A 17101-nucleotide genomic window follows, 5' to 3' on the forward strand; every position below is an offset into this window, starting at 1 on the left:
ACCGCACACCCCCTGTGGGAGCGGGCTTGCTCGCGATCGGGTCGACTCGGTGTAACTGAAAAACCGAGTTGTCTGAATCGCGAGCAAGCCCGCTCCCACATTTGAATCTAAGACTTTTTCACCACCTTCCTGAAAATCTGCCGCGCCTTGCCGGTCAGGCGCTTGAGCCGTGACTCGGGTTTGGGCGGGGTTAAACCCTGTTGCCGAACCCAATCCTTCCAGCGAATCCGCTCGTCATGGACCACCCAGCCGTCCTGCGGTGCAAAGCTCTCGGCCAGCCGCACGCCACGGGTACTGGCAGGTTGCAGGCGGTCTTTGCTCAGGGTGTATAACTCGGCGCAGGGCCGGCCTTCCGTGAGCGGGATCAGGTACAGATCCGGGCGCTTGCGGTCCAGCCGCGCTACCAATTGATCCCCTTCAAGCCGCTCTTCGACATGGAAAAGGCTCAGGGACTTGGCCTCTTTGGGCACTTCCAGACGCAGGTCGTAAATCAGTTGCAGCGATGCTGTCGGCAAGTGCACGTAGGTCCGTGGCCGCTCCAGCAAGGGCTGGCTGCCACAGCTTACAGGCCGTGTCGCACCGGACAGGGGGGTCAGGCGAAAGGGCATGGCCTCGCGGTAATGCAGCGCGGCGGCGTAGGGCGCAGGCAGCCATGTTTCATTGAACCGCCCGCTCAGCCAGCCTTCGGGGGTTTCCAGCAGGCACTCTTCGGCAATCTCCTGGATGGCTGTGTGCAGGGGCAGGCTTACCTCGTGGGCTGGCACGTAACCAGAGATCAGCTTGAGCACCACATCGCCCCGATCCTGACGACGCTGACGTACCAGCACCCAGTAGTCGCGACCTTGCCAACTCATGGTCAGTCGCACGGATACGCCAAGGTTGGCCAGCTCCAGCGAAAAACGCTCATTATCGGCAACCTTGACCGGGCGGCGCTTTAGCAGGGTCTGCGCGAAGTTCAACGGCATGCCGATGCTTTGATAGCTCAAGCCCTCTGGCGTGGCTTCGACAAATAACGGCAGGGTTTTGAAGTCGCTGGGGTTCTTGCGGATCAGCATGCGCGGCATGTCGGCTCCTCCTTGCGTCGGGGTCGGCCGCGTCGGCGGCTTCAGGTTTTACGCAGAACCTGCGCAACGGTCGCCACGTTATGGGCCAAGTGCAGCGGATTGATGGTGCCGACAATAGCACTGGCAACCCCGTGATGGCCAAACACCAGTTCGAAGCTGGCGCGCACCGGATCGACCCCAGGGCTCAAGCACACATGCCCGCTGGCCAGCGCCTTTTTAACCAGAATGGCCTTGCCGTGGGCCGCGGCGTAATCGATCACCGGCCGCTCGGCCTGTTCATTGAGGTTGTAGGTGACCATCGCGCAATCACCGGTTTCCAAGGCCTTGAGCCCTCCTTCAACGGTTTTGCCCGACAAGCCGAAACCGCGAATCTTGCCCTCGCGTTTGAGTTCGGCCAGGGTCTCGTAGACCTCGCACTCATTGAGAACCGCAAGGTCATTGCCGTCAGAGTGCACCAGCACCAGATCGATAAAGTCCGTTTCAAGACGTTGCAGGCTGCGTTCCACCGAGCGCCGGGTATGTGCGGCGCTGAAATCATGACTCGACTGGCCGTCGACAAACTCTTCGCCGACCTTGCTGACGATCACCCAGTCCTGGCGCTGACCACGCAATAGCGGGCCAAGGCGTTCTTCACTGCGGCCATAGGCGGGGGCGGTGTCGATCAGGTTGATGCCCAGATCGCGGCTGAGCTTGAGCAGCATCTGCGCTTCGTTATCATCCGGAATCTTGAAGCCGCTGGGGTACTTGACCCCCTGGTCGCGGCCCAGCTTGACGGTGCCCAGCCCCAGTGGCGAAACCAGCAGGCCGGTACTGCCCAGCGGGCGATGGAAGTCGTGCAGGGTTGGCTGGCTCATGGCAACAGTTGCTCCCACGCGGTTTTTCCCAGGGGTGGACGTGGCAGCGGAGGGAGGGCCGGTGCATTGCCCGGTTTGATTCCGTCGTGCTCCAGCGCTTGCAGCACCCGGTCAGAGAAGTCCGGTGCCAGTGCCAGCTTGGTCGGCCAGCCGACCAGCAGACGGCCCTGGTCCGAGAGAAAAGCGTTGTCCGGGCGTACCAGCCCCGACTGCGCAGGCTCGGCACGGTTGACCCGCAACGTGGCCCACTGCGCCTGGCTCAGGTCAACCCAGGGCAGCAGGTTGCCCAGCTCTTTTTTCGCCACGGCGATTTGCTCGGCAGGTTCGCGAGCCACGCCATCGGCTTCGGCGATATCACCGCCCAGATACCACACCCACTCGCCATTGGCCGCGGGGTGAGTGGTTACCGTAATGCGTGGCTTGGGCCCACCGCCCAGGCAGTGGGCGTACAGCGGCTTGAGGCTGGGCCCCTTGACCAGCACCATATGCAGCGGGCGCAGTTGTTGGGCCGGAACGCTGATGCCGACACTGGCCAGCAGCTCGGCATTGCCGCCACCTGCACTGAACACAATACGCTGGGCGTGAATCTCGAGACCGTCGACCCGCAGGCCAATCAGTTCGTCGTTGTCAAACAGCGGTTCAATCACCTGCCCGGCCAGCAGGCCATCCCCCGCCAACTCCGCCAGACGCTCGATCAGGCTCGGGACGTCGACTACCAGCTCCGCCAGGCGATACACCTTGCCTTTGAAACGTGGATCTTGCAGGGCCGGGGGCAACTGGTCGCCCTTGACCTGATCGACCCGGCCACGCACGGCCTTGCTGGCAAAAAAGCTGGTGAGGTTGCCCGCGAGGGTGCCCGGCGACCACAGGTAATGGGCTTCGGAAAGAAGGCGCACACCACTCAGGTCGAGTTCGCCGTCGCCGGCCAGGGCTTCGCGCCAGCGGCGCGGCATATCGGCGATGGCTTCGGACGCCCCGGTCAGGGCACCGTGCAGCGCATATTTGGCGCCGCCATGAATGATGCCTTGAGATTTCACACTCTGCCCGCCCCCCAGGCTTTCACGCTCGACCACAATCGTGGAGAAGCCCTGGCGACGCAGGCGGGCATTGAGCCAAAGGCCGGCAACCCCAGCGCCGACAATCAGCACGTCGGTGGAAATAACAGATGGCATGGGCGACCTCGGCGTTTAAAGACAAAGACCGCAAGTATACAGCCTGATCCACAACCTGGCCTGAGCCTGTAAACCTGCGTAGCAGCTGCCGAAGGAACGAGGTGTGGTGTTTTCGTTGCTGGATTCAATGCCCCGCTGTTTTCGAGAACAGTTGAATCACCACCACCCCCAGCACAATCAGGCCCATGCCGAGCATGGCCGGGATGTCGAGTTTTTGCCCGTAGATAAACAGCGCTGCGACACTCACCATCACAATGCCCATACCCGCCCACACCGCGTAAGCCACGCCCACGGGAATGGTTCGCACCACCAGGGTCAGCATCCAGAATGCCGTGGCGTAACCGGCAATCACCAGGATCAGCGGCAGCGGTGTACTGAAACCCTTGATCGCTTTCATGGAGACGGTGGCGATGACTTCGGCGCAAATGGCAATGGCCAGGTAATAGTAGGCGTTCATGGTGGAGTCCTGAGTGTGGAGCGGGGCAATTTAGCAGCAAGGCATTCTAGTAGTTGTGAAAGTGTGTAGTGCGTTCTGGTTGCGACAGGGTAGGGAGTATTCGGTGCCATCATCGTGAATACTTTTTCAAGTAAACTCCGCACCCATGAATAGAACTCTCTACACCTTGCTGTTTCATCTGGGGCTGCCACTGGTGGCGATTCGATTGTGGCTGCGGGCGCGCAAGGCGCCCGCTTATGCCCGGCGTATTGGTGAGCGTTTCGCCTTGAATCTGCCGACCCTGCAGCCGGGGGGGATCTGGGTGCATGCGGTCTCGGTGGGCGAGAGCATCGCTGCCGCGCCGATGATTCGTGAGCTGCTAAAACGTTACCCACAGCTGCCAATCACAGTGACGTGTATGACACCCACCGGGTCCGAGCGGATCCAGGCGCTGTTCGCGAATGAGCCGCGTATTCAGCATTGCTACCTGCCTTACGACTTGCCGTGGGCGGCCGCGCGCTTTTTGAATCGCGTGCAACCCAAACTCGCGGTCATCATGGAAACCGAGTTGTGGCCCAATCATATCCATCAGTGTGCCAAGCGCGGCATACCGGTGGCGCTCGCCAATGCCCGCTTGTCGGCACGCTCGGCCAAGGGCTATGGCCGCTTCGCCCGCCTGACCCGGCCCATGTTGGAAGAAATGAGCCTGATTGCCGTGCAGACCGAAACCGAAGCCGAGCGCTTTCGTCAATTGGGTGCACGACCTGAGTGCGTTGAGGTCACCGGCTCGATCAAGTTTGACCTGACCATCGACCCCCAGCTGCTGGTCGATGCCCGGGAGCTGCGTGAGCAGTGGCAGGCTCTGGCTCGCCCGGTATGGATTGCAGCCAGCACCCACGAGGGGGAGGACGAGATTGTGCTCGCGGCCCATCGGCAATTGCTTGGCCATTACCCCAATGCGTTGCTGATGCTGGTGCCTCGGCACCCGGAGCGCTTCAATCAGGTATTCGAGCTGTGCCAGCGCGAAGGGTTTGCCACGGTGCGCCGTTCCAGTGGCGAGCCGGTCACCGCAAGTACCCAGGTCATGCTGGGTGATACCATGGGTGAATTGCTGTTTTTGTACGCGCTGGCAGACACCGCTTTTGTGGGGGGCAGTCTGGTTCCCAATGGCGGGCACAACCTGCTGGAACCGGCGGCGCTGGCCAAACCGGTGTTGAGCGGGCCACATCTGTTCAACTTTCTGGAAATCAGCGCGATGCTGCGCGACGCCGGAGCACTGGAAGAAGTGGACGACGCCCAAGGGCTGGCGCTGGCGGTACAGCGCTTGTTCGAGTTGCCGCAAGACGCCCGGCGCATGGGCCAGGCGGGCCTTAAAGTCATGCAGCGCAATCAGGGCGCCTTGCAGCGGTTGCTCGATGGCCTGGGACGGTTGATGTCGCGCTAGTCGGCCAGTGGCAGAAACCAGCGTTCGGCCAGGTCTTTACCAATCTGGCCGCGATGCACGTTTACGATGGCAGGGGCAGTTTTAGCCTTGTCCAGCTGGACGATGTAGCTGAATTTTCGCTGCTCTTTTGTCTTCAAGTGAGCGGCCGTGTAGTTCGCTTTCGGGGTATGGGCCTCGTCATAGTGAAAATGGGCATACCACAGCGGGCTGCCCTGGCGGTCGTTGACGGCGTACTCCTGCATATAGTCCTGCCGCTCACCGGTTAACGGGATGCGCTTGCCTAGCCCCGCTATCTGGACCTGTTTCTCATCAATCAGGTACTGCAGGTTGCCATGGGTCGGCGGCAGTTCGAAGCTCAACTTGATGCGCATCTCCCTGCCTTCCCTGATCATTTTTTGGGCAGCACTGCGCATGCTGTCGATCAGGGTCTGATCGTCCTGGGACCTTGAATCCTCGGCTTGGGTCTGCAGGGCCAAGTGCAGTTCAGTGGCCAGCTTGTCGAGCTTATTGGCTTCGCGAATGAGTTCTTCCTCGACTTCCTGCGGGTAGCGGGTACTCATGCTGTGCACTGTGGCCTTGTGCAGATGCCATTCGGACAAGGCGTAAAGTTTGCGCGCATCACCCTTGATGATATTCAGTGCCCGTGTGCGCGGTGATTCAGTGCGCACGGTTTTAATCTCGATCCATTCGTCCTCGTGCTGCAAATAAGTCGACAGTAATTGCTCGTCATAGTCTGAGCGGATTTCAATGACATCACTCAGCCATTCGTTGTCTGCGGGCCTGAGTTCGCCGATCAATTTGCCTTTGCCACGGACATGAATCACTTTTTTGGAGCGACTACCAGCGGCAGGTGGTGTGCGCTTTCCAGGTCTTTGTGCGGGGGGCTGCGGGGGCGGCTTGATCTCGGCCGCCAGTTGGCGGGTGACATCCTGATAGAGCTCTGTCAGCAACAGACGAAGCTTTTTGAAGTACTCGGGATCCAGTTCATCGGCATACATCAAGCCAATGCCTTCCAGGGCATCCAGCGCCTGGCCGTAGTTCTCCGCGAGGCTGTCCAGTACCTCCAGGCGTTTGTCAGCGTCGATTTCCAGAGTATTGAGCTGGTTATGGGTGTGGGTGTGCTCATTGAGCGGGTCAATGGCGCTATCAAGGCTTTCTTCTGTGAGACTGCTTGCGGAGGGGGTGGAGCTGGCCTGTTTCAGGCAGTCGAGCTGAAAACCCTTGAGAGTCAGGCTGGTATGTCCGGCCGCAGGTATTGAGCGGGCCAGTTCGGTAGCGGCAGCGATGCCCGCTTCGCCGAAGTTGTACAACTGCTCCAGATAGCCGTCTCTTTGCTCGATACGTTCTATCGTGATCTCGTTGATTGCCACCTGCTCGCGGTTTGACTGGGCATACCCCTGGGGGTCTGCCTGTACCGCGGCCTCGATATCAGCGTCCTCTGCATTGAACTGCGGCCACTTGTTGATCAGGGCTCTTTGTTCGTTTGCCGAGACAACCAGGGAGATGATCCGGTTGTCGAAGGACTTCTCCAGCATGGAAATCACGATCGTTTCGTGAAAGGGGATATCAAGCTTGCTGCGTTCCTCGGCAGTGGCCAGCAATGCCTGGTAACCGCTCAACTCCGCGTGCAGTGCGGTTTTGAGCCTCTCGCGTAAAGCGGCGAGCTGCTCGGCAGTGAAGCGTGGGTCTGCCATTGCACTTCTCAGGGCGCTGTGGGTGATATCAACGGCCTTCTGCCGCGGAGCTTCAAGGGGGTAAAAGTCAGTCAGCTGTGTTTGCAGTTCACTTTTACGCCGGGCTTTTTGCGCTTGCAGGGACGCTATGCGTCTGGAGAGGCCCCCAGCCTGTAAACGCAGGCGGGTGTCTACAAACCAATTACCTTTACCATCCGTTCTCAGGTTCGGGCCAATGCGATTGATATCGGTGCTTGAAGAGATGGCGACATTATCTTCGCTGTCGATGTGCACGGGGTACAGCCCTTCACCGAGCAAGGCGTGCCACTTCTGATCAATTAAATAAAGCCCCTTGAACAGGCCGTCGGGTATCGGAGGCGGTAAAGTTTCGGGTCGCGCCACCTTGAAACTGGCCAACAGCTCGCGTCTGCTGGCAGTCAGGCGATCGCTGGCGCTGGCGATGCCCAAGTCCAGCTCGGTGCTGCGGGCACCAGGCAACTCGCCGGGCAGGGCCACGATGCCCGTGACAATTTTGGGCGGCTCCGGCTCCGGCCAGATTTCGGCGATACGGGCCGGCGCCTGCGCTCGCAAGGCCTTGCTCATTAACCCTTCTGGAAGTGGTGTGAGTTTCTGCAGAGCCGTCTGGGACTGGTGGAACAGCAACATGCCCAGGTTAAGCAATACATCGGCGGCTGCCAGCTCGCGAGTCGCGGCGTCACTGCTGGCAAGAGCGGGGATGTCCTGGCTGGCCAGTTTCGCGACACTCAGCAAACCGCCGGTCAGCATGATGGGGGGTGGCAAGCCCGGCAGCAGCAACAGGCTGTTGAAAATCAGGCTACCACCTTCCAGTAGCACCCCCCAGCGGCTTTCCGTATTGGACACCGAATCTGTGTTCGCCTGCTCCACCAGCGCCCTGGCATTACAGCCAAAGAGGTACTGCATCAACTGGCCGTTCTGTAGAAATTGCAGTAACTCGTCGCTGCCGTTGGTGGCCAGCCTGGCAGGACCCGGCCGTTCAATCGGAGCGAACTCACTGCCAAAACCGAAGCGCAGGTAATGTGGCTCCTTGAAGCCGCCGTTGTCGTAGATCGGACGGGCAATGTCACTCAACCAGGTCAGTACGCTGGTTTGCAGAGGCGAGGGCTCGACAATGGCGTCCAGCAGTGCGTCGCGGGTGCTGAACTCCAGCAGTGATGGCGAGTAAAAAGGCCGGTACAGCACATGTGGCCCATACTCGACGTTGGCCGGCTCGATGATAAACATGTTGCCCACAATGTCGGGCAGGGCTTCGGGGTGGCGTAGCAGGGCCAAATGACGAATGACCACTGCCAGTCCTTCGACCTGTTGCTCAGCGGCGCAGGTGTGTACCACTGCGGCCACATGGCGGGCGCCCAGCGGGGTCAGGCCATTTTGTTTTTTCAGGCTCAGTTCCAGCGCTTCCATCGGCAGTTGCACGCTGGTTTGAGTGGCGAAAAACCTTTCGCGCACCAGGGCGTCGGGTGTGTTGCTCAACAGTGCGTTTTCAAGATACTTGGGGTACACCCTGCCGATATCGACCTTTTCGATCAGCCCGCCGCGTCGGGTGATGTAGTCGGGCGTCAACCATCCTGGCAGTGGCTCCCCCAGGCGATGGCGCAGGCTGAGTGCACCTTCGGGCCGACCGATCAGATTTTTCAGGGACAGCTCGGTCAGGCTCATGGTGGTGCTCTCCACGATGCCGATGGTCCCGGGCAGGCCGGTGGCGGACAGAAAAGTCAGCTCGATATCATTGGGTGCAAACTGATCCATGCGCTCTTGCATGGGGATATCTTGCTCGAATTGTCGCTGGTCGGCGCGCATTTGCCAGTGCAACGCGTCGGCGGCATAGGTGTGGATGTCGCTGATGCCATACAGGTAGGTCTTGCCTTCGCTGGCCTGTTTGGCGGCATACAGGGCAAGGCTGTAATGGCGATAGCGTGCGATGCTGGCCGCTGACGCGTTATTCAGCCATTCGGGCAAGTGGTTTTTGACCGTTGTAAGGCTCTGCAAGGTGGCTTTGGGCGCGTCGGCAAAGTATGCCGAGGTATCCGTGATGGACCTGTAAACCCTTTGCAGTGCCTGCCAGCCTATACTGGACGGCACTTTTAGCGTGGCTGTGCGTTCAAGTTGCCGGTTCAGAATGGCGGCGGCGCTGGCATCGAAAAAATTGCCCTCCAGCTCAAATTGCTTCATGCGAATTTCTTTTACGGTGTACGAGCTGATGATTTTCCTGGCCCAGGCCTGACCCAGTGTGTCCATGCTTTTAAAGGTGAGGGTGTCGCCGTCAGCTTTGCACATCAGCACCTGGTTTCGGGTGATCAGAGCAATCCTTGTATTGAGCCCGGAGTAAACCACCTCAGGATTCAGCAGGGTGGCTTCGAGCCAATAGGCGCGCACAGCGTTCTCGCCATACAGGCGGATACGCTCTTCGAGGTCGGGCGTGGTGATGACCTGGTTGATGGCAGCAAGGGCGGCCGGGTTCAGACCGGTTTGCCGAATTGCACCAATTGTCAGGGTGTCCCGCATCACATCGCTGAGCCACCGCCAGCGGCTGGTGCCGGTATCGGTTTTTTTTGTCCACCACTGGTGCAGTGCATTCTGCAGGCCGACGGGCAGGCGCCAGGGGAGTTCCTTGACCAGGCTTTCGATAACCTGCATATCCAACTCACCGTCATCGGGCTTGAGCCAGTCGGGGGCGTTATCGGTCAGGTAGTAGGGTTGTGTGTTGACGGGGCTTAAATCCAGCGTGACACCGCTACCCAGGTAATCCAGCACCCGGGGCATGAACGGCTCCAGCGACCAGCCTCCACCGGGCCTGGGCACGGCCAGGCGGGTGCGTTCGAGGCTGATTCGCAGTGAGGGATAGCGCTGTGCAATGGCCGCTGCGAGCATTTGCCGGGCGACCGTTGTGAGTGGGGGCGGGTTGGCGAACTGTGCCCGTACGGCATTTTCGGGCAGGGCGAGGGAGGGCGAGGGGACTGTAGGCATGAGCGTTCCTGTGTTGCGTTCCAGAAGGTCATACGACCGATGCCGTATTAACTTCTGGAGCGTTCAAGGAACGGTGTTAGCTGGATATGTCAGCCAATCAAATTGCGCGAAAGTCAGTTGCCCGGCGAGCGCAGATTGGCTTCGGCGGCCTTGGCCAGGTCCGGTGGCAGAAAGTCCTTGTCCGGGTTGTAGTCGGCTTTCAAATAATGTGACAGCGCTTCCAGATCCCCCGGGTTCAACGTTCCTGCAGCCTGCTTGAGGCGCAGGTTGTCGAGGATGTAGTCGTAGCGGCTGTTGTTGTAATCACGTACCGAGTTGTACAGCTGGCGCTGGGCGTCGAGCACGTCGACGATATTGCGTGTACCCACCTGGTAGCCGATTTCCGTGGCTTCCAGTGCGCTCTGGTTGGAGATGATCGACTGTTTGCGTGCCTGCACCTGTTCAACGTCGGTGTTGACCGCGCGGTGCAGGTTGCGTGTGTTTTCCACCACCTGACGGCGCAAGGCTTCACGCTGTTGTTCGGTCTGGTCCAGGCGAGAGTACGACTCGCGCACCTGGGAGCTGGTCAGCCCGCCGCTATAGATCGGGATATTCAACTGCACGCCGATGCTGCGCTGGGACACGTCGCCGCCGTAACGCTGGTTCAGGGCGTTGGGGTTGCTCAAACCGAAAGCGTCGTTGTCGCCGGTTTTGTACTGTGCCACGGCATCGAGGGTTGGCGCATGGCCAGCCTTGCGCTGCTTGAGAGTTTCTTCGGCGGCGTTTACTGCGTAATTGCTGGCCAGCAGGTTGAGGTTCTGCTGCGCGGCGGTGTCTACCCATGACTTGGCGTCATTGGGCATCGGCGGCAGGATCGGCAAGGTGTGACGCATGCCTTCAATCGCATTGTACTGGCGGTTGGTCAGGGTGATCAGCGATTCAAAAGCGTCTTCGACCTGACGCTGGGCCAGCATCCGGTTGGCCCGCGCCGTATCGTAGCTGGCCTGGGATTGCAGCACGTCAGTCTTGTCCGACAGACCCACGTCAAAGCGCTCGCGGGACTGGTCCAGCTGGCGCTTGAACGCGGCCTCTTCGGCCTTGGTCGCCGCCAGTGTGTCCTGGGCGCGCAGTACCGAGAAGTAGGCATTGGCGCTTTGCAGAATCAGGTTTTGCTCGGTGGCCGAGAGTTGCAGTGCAGCCTGTTCGTTGATCGATTCGGCGGCTTTCAACTGGAACCAGCGGTCAATCCGGAAAATCGGCTGTGCCAGCGTGGCCTGGTAGACCATCGCGCTGCGGGTGGTGGTCAACGATGGCTGGTCGATGGCCGTGCGCACGTTGCTCGACTCGGCCCCCCCTGACAGGTTGGGCAGCAAGCCGGCACGGGCCTGGGGCACCACTTCCTTTTGCGCCTCGTAACCGGCGCGGGCCGCCGCCAGGTCGGCGTTGTTGTCGACCGCTTCGTGGTAAACGCTGACCAGGCCGTTTTGGCTGGACAATGGGGCGGTGGTTTCCAGCGCCATTGCGCTGGACGCCCAAGACACGGCGATAGCCAGTGATAGTTTGCGCAGCATGAGCGATCCCTAGTTCAAGAATGCGAAAAATGAAAGCCCGAGTCCGACTCGCGGTTTCAAGAAGTAGCGAGTGTAGTAGTGGTGGCACCTTGCAACAATGCCGTTCTTGCGCCTTTTATCACGCCATTGATTGAGGGGTTGGCGTTCTGCCTCACTCTTCTCTAGACTGGGCGCGTTCTTGTCGGGGTGCCTTGCTATGAGGCTGAGATCGAATAATTTCGGATCCCGTTGAACCTGATCAGGTTAACGCCTGCGTAGGGAACAAGATTTCTCGTCTCCCGGCGAGTCCTCTTGAGTGCTGTCCGGGATTGATTGGTCAAAAAATGATCAATCATTCGAGGCCGTCACTCAGCACCCAGTCCTTGGGTGCATCCGTACATTTTTCAGGTTCTCCCTCCGACAATCCGCCTGGATGCAGTCTGGAGAGCCGTGATGAGTACAAAACCAAAAAACGCGATCAATCTCAGTGATTCGGCCAAGGTCGATGAGCAGTCGGTCAAGCCGTTTACCCGCTCGCAAAAAGTCTACGTACAGGGTTCGCGCCCGGACATTCTGGTGCCGATGCGTGAAGTCAGCCTGGATGTCACACCTACCGATTTTGGCGGTGAAGTGAACGCCCCGGTATTGATCTACGACACTTCGGGCCCGTATACCGACCCGTCGGTGCAAATTGATGTGCGCAAAGGTCTGGACGATGTGCGCTCGGCGTGGATTGACGACCGTGACGACACCGAGCGCCTGCCGGGCCTGAGCTCCAACTTTGGGCAGATGCGCCTTGAAGATGCAGAGTTGACCAAACTGCGCTTCGCCCACGTGAAGAACCCGCGTCGGGCCAAGGCCGGTGCCAACGTCAGCCAGATGCACTATGCGCGTCAGGGCATCATCACCGCCGAGATGGAATACGTCGCCATCCGCGAAAACATGAAGCTGCAGGAAGCCCGCGCCGCCGGTTTGCTTGACCAGCAGCATCCGGGCCACAGCTTTGGCGCGAGCATCCCGAAAGAAATCACCGCCGAATTCGTGCGTGATGAAATCGCCCGCGGCCGCGCCATCATCCCGGCCAACATCAACCACGTTGAGCTGGAACCGATGATCATCGGTCGCAACTTCCTGGTGAAGATCAACGGCAATATCGGCAACAGTGCGCTGGGCTCTTCTATTGAAGAAGAAGTGGCCAAGCTGACCTGGGGCATTCGCTGGGGATCGGACACGGTCATGGACCTGTCCACCGGCAAGCACATTCACGAAACCCGCGAGTGGATCATCCGCAACTCGCCGGTGCCGATTGGTACGGTGCCGATTTACCAGGCGCTGGAAAAGGTCAACGGCGTGGCCGAAGACCTGACCTGGGAGCTGTTCCGCGACACCCTGATCGAGCAGGCCGAGCAGGGCGTGGACTACTTCACCATCCACGCAGGTGTGCTGCTGCGTTATGTGCCGCTGACCGCCAAGCGCGTGACCGGGATTGTGTCCCGTGGTGGTTCGATCATGGCCAAGTGGTGCCTGGCGCACCACAAAGAAAACTTCCTTTACACCCACTTCGACGAAATCTGCGAAATCATGAAAGCCTACGACGTCAGCTTCTCGCTGGGCGATGGCTTGCGTCCGGGATCGATTGCCGACGCCAATGACGCGGCGCAGTTCGGCGAGCTGGAAACCCTTGGCGAGCTGACCAAGATCGCCTGGAAGCACGACGTGCAGTGCATGATCGAAGGCCCTGGCCACGTGCCGATGCAGTTGATCAAGGAGAACATGGACAAGCAGCTGGAGTGCTGTGACGAGGCGCCGTTCTACACCCTCGGCCCGCTGACCACCGACATTGCGCCGGGTTACGACCACATCACCTCGGGCATTGGTGCGGCGATGATCGGCTGGTTCGGTTGCGCCATGCTTTGCTACGTGACGCCCAAGGAACACTTGGGCCTGCCGAACAAGGATGACGTGAAGACCGGGATCATCACCTACAAGATCGCGGCCCATGCTGCCGACCTTGCCAAGGGTCATCCAGGCGCTCAGATCCGCGACAACGCCCTGAGCAAGGCGCGTTTTGAGTTCCGTTGGGAAGATCAGTTCAACCTGGGCCTGGATCCGGACACGGCGCGCTCCTATCACGACGAAACGCTGCCCAAGGATTCGGCCAAGGTCGCGCATTTCTGCTCCATGTGCGGGCCGAAGTTCTGCTCGATGAAAATCACCCAGGAAGTTCGTATCTACGCCGCCAACCAGCGCATAGATGCCATCGACGTGGATGTGGCCAAAGGCCTGGCCGAACAGGCCGAGCGCTTCAAGCAGGAAGGCAGTCAGCTGTACAAAAAAGTGTGATGTAAGCAGTCCCCTTGTGGGTGCGGGCTTGCTCGCGATTGCAGCACCTCGGTGATTCAGCTGCACCGAGTTGATTGCATCGCGAGCAAGCTCGCTCCCACAGGTTTTTTAGGCGGTTTTCTCTTTGTGGGATTCATTCCTTGAACACACCCGGTACTTACTCTCCCGACCTTGCTGTCCCTCTGGATCGGCGTGCATTCGGCGGTCGCGATTTGTTCTCCCTGTGGTTCTCCCTCGGCATTGGCCTGATGGTGTTGCAGACCGGCGCGTTGCTTGCGCCGGGGCTGGGACTGTCGGGTTCATTGCTGGCGATTTTTCTCGGCACGCTGGTAGGCGTGTCGCTATTGGCTTCGGTCGGTGTGATTGGCAGCGATACCGGCCTGTCGTCGATGGCTGCGCTCAAGCTCAGCCTGGGCAGCCGCGGTGCCATGCTCCCGGCCATGCTCAACGTGCTGCAACTGATCGGCTGGGGCTCGTTTGAAATCATCGTGATGCGCGACGCAGCCAGCCTGCTTGGCGCCCGGGCTTTTGGCGAAGGCAGCCTGTTGAGCAACCCCCTGTTGCTGACGCTGTTGTTCGGCGCCTTGGCCACCTTGCTTGCGGTGAGCGGGCCATTGACCTTTGTGCGCAAGATTCTGCGCAAATGGGGTATCTGGTTACTGCTGGCGGCCTGTCTATGGCTGACCTGGAACCTGTTTGCCAAAGCCGATCTGCCAGCGCTGTGGGCGCAAAAAGGCGATGGTTCGCTGCCGTTCGCAGTGGGTTTTGACATTGCCATTGCCATGCCGCTGTCGTGGTTGCCGCTGATTGCGGATTACTCACGCTTCGGCAAGCGTGCACAAAACGTGTTCGGCGGCACGGCCTTGGGCTTCTTTATCGGTAACTTCTGGCTGATGAGCCTGGGCGTGGCTTACACCCTGGCATTCGCCCCGAGTGGTGAAGTGAATGCGCTGCTGTTGGCGCTGGCAGGGGCCGGGCTGGGGATTCCGCTGCTGCTGATTTTGCTCGATGAGTCGGAAAACGCATTTGCCGATATTCACTCGGCGGCGGTGTCAGGCGGGATTCTGTTGCGTTTGAAAGTCGAACATCTGGCCCTGGCCATCGGCGTGGTCTGCACCTTGATCGCCTGCTTTGCGCCGCTGGCGCAGTACCAGAACTTTCTGTTGCTGATTGGTTCGGTGTTCGCGCCATTGTTCGGCGTGGTGCTGGTGGATCACTTTATCCTGCGCCAGCGCAGTGCCCGGGTTGCGCCTGAGTTGTGGCGCTGGCCGACGCTGCTGGCCTGGCTGGGCGGGGTGCTGACTTATCACCTGCTGGCGAACGTGCTGCCGGATGTAGGCGCAACATTGCCCGCGTTGTTGCTGGCCGGCGGGTTGCAGTGGCTGTTGGGGCGCGGGTCAAAAACGGCCTAGCACACTGTGGGAGCGGGCTAGCTCGCGATGCTGGCGACGCGGTTTTCCAGTGAAACCGTATCGATCCCATCGCGAGCTAGCCCGCTGCCACAGGGGCGGTTGGCGTTACCCGCGACCCGGAAACCACTCTGGCTTTAAGATCCCGTTCAAACGCGAGTACGGAATCTTCAACTCAACATGGCCCTCAGAATACGGCGCAATGCTGTACACGTCGTACTTGAGCACTACGTTGTCTTTGAGCAGCGCTACATGCGGAGTTTTCTCGAACGGCCAGTTTTTCACGAACTCCGGGTCGCTGCCGTAATGGCTGCTGATCAGCCAGTTGTTGTGAGCCACTTTGGCTGCACCCCAGAAAGCCTGTTCCTGACCCGGCAGCAGCATGTCCTGCAGGGTCACGTCCTTTTGCTGTGAGCGCGAGTAGTTGATAAAGCCGCGGCCCGGCATGCCATGGGCGCCCCCGGTATCCAGGTAGCTGGAAAGCTCGACAATCACCAGACCGTCATGCTGCTCGCGTACCTTGGCCTGCAAATAAGTGCTGTTACGGCTGTCGGCCGTACGCAGGAAGTGTTCGCGATAGGCGTTGAGCGAGGGCGCCAGTTTGTCCTCAGGCGAATTGACGGTCATTCGCAACAGGCGATTTTCGATCAGCGCATCGAGCTTGGGGGCGTCGGGAAAATGCAGTGTATCGATGTTCACCAGCGGGCAATCCTGGCCGGTGCAGCCTGCCTTGACTTGCTCGGAAGCGTCATTGGCAAACGCCAACGGCTTTTGCACCGCAGGCTGGAACACGCTTTGGCAAGCGCCCAGGGTCAGGGCGATGCAAGTCATGGAAGCAAACTTTAAAAGCGACATGGTCGTCCTTCATCGTCGGAAGAGTGGGGGAGTGATGGTGGTTCGACTGCCAGCATGGGCATCGGTTCGCCACTAAGCTTATGTAGAGCCAATTAGAGTTGTTTTGCAGGCGATCCGTCTATCCCCGTGTTAGAAAAGAGGCTGCATCCGCAGTCTCTGGCGCGTTAGGATGCGCGATGCCGAGGGTCCGCCCACGGTGAAATTCGCCAGCAAGGGGTTTGTAATGACTGACATCACCAAGGCCAGGCCAAGCACCGTCGAGATCGTAAAGCGCGAGAACGGTTATCAGGGTTTTTACAAGCTTGATCGGGTGCATCTGCGACACGAACTCTTTGCCGGAGGCATGAGTCGCGAGATCAGTCGTGAGGTGTTTGTACGACATGATGCAGTCTGTGTGCTGCCCTACGACCCGCAGCGTGATGAAGTGGTACTGATCGAGCAGTTCCGCGTCGGCGCCCTGGGCAAGACTGACACGCCCTGGCTGATCGAGCTGGTTGCCGGGCTGATCGACAAGGCTGAAGTGCCCGAGGAAGTGGCTCACCGTGAAGGTGAGGAAGAGGCCGGGCTGACGTTCTCGTCGTTGTGGCCGATCACTCGCTACTTCCCGTCGCCGGGGGGCAGCACCGAGTTTGTTCATCTCTATCTCGGGCGTTGCAGCACTGAGGGCGTCGGGGGCTTGCATGGTCTGGAGGAAGAGGCAGAAGATATTCGTGTAACGGTATGGGCGTACGAAGATGCGCTGCAAGCAGTACGTGATGGGCGTATTTCCAATGCAGCGAGCATTATTGCCCTGCAATGGCTGGCGCTTAATCGCGCTGAAGTGAGGGGGTTATGGTCGTAAATGGGGTTCGCGATCGTTATCGGGTCGATCTGATCGGGCTGCAGGCCGCTTGCGAGGCCAACTATGCGCGCCTGATGCGTTTGTTGCCCGAAATGCGCGAGCAACCCGGCCCGCGCCAGATTGCCGTGACCCAGGGCGATCAGATGCTGGGCGTGCTGACGCTGGAGGTGATCCTCGATTGCCCGTACACCAGCACCCTGCGTGTCAGCCAGGAGCACAGCTTGCCGTGGTTGCCGGTGCCTCAATTGCAGGTGCAGGTGTATCACGATGCGCGCATGGCCGAAGTGGTCGCGGCCGAGCATGCGCGGCGTTTTCGCAGCATTTATCCCTACCCCAATATCGCCATGCACCAGCCCGACGAAAAGGCCCAGCTCAATGTGTTTTTGGGTGAGTGGCTAAGTCATTGCCTGGCCTGTGGCCATGAGTACGCAGAAGTGCGCTGAAATCCTGGCAAGCGCACCAAAAAACTGGCCTC

General features: G+C 59.7%; 12 protein-coding genes and 1 riboswitch. Of the genes, 5 read left to right on the forward strand and 7 right to left on the reverse strand.

The features are described from left to right. Positions 1 to 107 precede the first annotated feature (107 nt). From EQV96_RS18610 to EQV96_RS18625, 4 genes are all read right to left on the reverse strand, one after another. Positions 108 to 1064: a metal ABC transporter ATPase gene (locus EQV96_RS18610; RefSeq protein ID WP_095000926.1), complete on the reverse strand. Its 957-nt coding sequence runs from the start codon at positions 1062 to 1064 to the stop codon at positions 108 to 110. 41 nt (positions 1065 to 1105) lie between these two features. Further along, positions 1106 to 1918 (reverse strand): aldo/keto reductase, encoded by an 813-nt coding sequence (locus tag EQV96_RS18615; RefSeq protein ID WP_095017692.1) that lies wholly within the window; start codon positions 1916 to 1918, stop codon positions 1106 to 1108. Continuing rightward, positions 1915 to 3090 (reverse strand): FAD-dependent oxidoreductase, encoded by a 1176-nt coding sequence (locus EQV96_RS18620; protein ID WP_095017691.1) that lies wholly within the window; start codon positions 3088 to 3090, stop codon positions 1915 to 1917. The genes EQV96_RS18615 and EQV96_RS18620 overlap by 4 nt, the downstream gene beginning before the upstream one ends. Before the next feature lie 124 nt (positions 3091 to 3214). Next, the gene (locus EQV96_RS18625; RefSeq protein ID WP_095000929.1) at positions 3215 to 3547 is read right to left on the reverse strand and encodes an SMR family transporter; all 333 of its coding nucleotides are present in this window, start codon (positions 3545 to 3547) and stop codon (positions 3215 to 3217) included. A gap of 145 nt (positions 3548 to 3692) precedes the next feature. Here EQV96_RS18625 and waaA point away from each other — a divergent pair, with 145 nt between their 5' ends. Then, a complete protein-coding gene (gene waaA / locus EQV96_RS18630; RefSeq protein WP_095017690.1) occupies positions 3693 to 4970 on the forward strand; it encodes a lipid IV(A) 3-deoxy-D-manno-octulosonic acid transferase in 1278 nt (425 codons plus the stop codon). Here the strand turns inward: waaA and EQV96_RS18635 are convergent. After that, positions 4967 to 9649 (reverse strand): DUF6543 domain-containing protein, encoded by a 4683-nt coding sequence (locus tag EQV96_RS18635; RefSeq protein WP_240882241.1) that lies wholly within the window; start codon positions 9647 to 9649, stop codon positions 4967 to 4969. The genes waaA and EQV96_RS18635 overlap by 4 nt on opposite strands. A gap of 113 nt (positions 9650 to 9762) precedes the next feature. Then, the gene (locus EQV96_RS18640) at positions 9763 to 11199 is read right to left on the reverse strand and encodes a TolC family outer membrane protein (RefSeq protein ID WP_095000932.1); all 1437 of its coding nucleotides are present in this window, start codon (positions 11197 to 11199) and stop codon (positions 9763 to 9765) included. A gap of 172 nt (positions 11200 to 11371) precedes the next feature. Beyond that, positions 11372 to 11477, forward strand: a riboswitch (TPP riboswitch). A 154-nt stretch (positions 11478 to 11631) separates the two neighbouring features. Between EQV96_RS18640 and thiC the strand changes: the two genes are divergently transcribed. Both thiC and cytX read left to right on the forward strand, forming a co-directional pair. Beyond that, positions 11632 to 13521: a phosphomethylpyrimidine synthase ThiC gene (gene thiC, locus EQV96_RS18645; RefSeq protein WP_133144743.1), complete on the forward strand. Its 1890-nt coding sequence runs from the start codon at positions 11632 to 11634 to the stop codon at positions 13519 to 13521. Between the two features lie 140 nt (positions 13522 to 13661). Then, positions 13662 to 14933 carry a putative hydroxymethylpyrimidine transporter CytX gene (gene cytX, locus EQV96_RS18650; protein WP_169916129.1) on the forward strand — a complete coding sequence of 424 codons (1272 nt, stop codon included), beginning with the start codon at positions 13662 to 13664 and terminating at the stop codon, positions 14931 to 14933. Positions 14934 to 15038: 105 nt separating this feature from the next. Here cytX and EQV96_RS18655 read toward each other — a convergent pair whose 3' ends face one another. After that, positions 15039 to 15785 carry an RsiV family protein gene (locus EQV96_RS18655; RefSeq protein ID WP_095000934.1) on the reverse strand — a complete coding sequence of 249 codons (747 nt, stop codon included), beginning with the start codon at positions 15783 to 15785 and terminating at the stop codon, positions 15039 to 15041. 223 nt (positions 15786 to 16008) lie between these two features. Between EQV96_RS18655 and EQV96_RS18660 the strand changes: the two genes are divergently transcribed. Both EQV96_RS18660 and EQV96_RS18665 read left to right on the forward strand, forming a co-directional pair. Continuing rightward, complete coding sequence (locus EQV96_RS18660) at positions 16009 to 16626, forward strand: NUDIX domain-containing protein (RefSeq protein ID WP_095001096.1); 618 nt, start codon at positions 16009 to 16011, stop codon at positions 16624 to 16626. Next, the gene (locus EQV96_RS18665; protein WP_095000935.1) at positions 16617 to 17069 is read left to right on the forward strand and encodes a DUF1249 domain-containing protein; all 453 of its coding nucleotides are present in this window, start codon (positions 16617 to 16619) and stop codon (positions 17067 to 17069) included. The genes EQV96_RS18660 and EQV96_RS18665 overlap by 10 nt, the downstream gene beginning before the upstream one ends. Positions 17070 to 17101 lie beyond the last annotated feature (32 nt).

Source organism: Pseudomonas sp. TMW22080 (genome assembly GCF_022496745.1).
Taxonomy (GTDB): domain Bacteria; phylum Pseudomonadota; class Gammaproteobacteria; order Pseudomonadales; family Pseudomonadaceae; genus Aquipseudomonas; species Aquipseudomonas bubulae.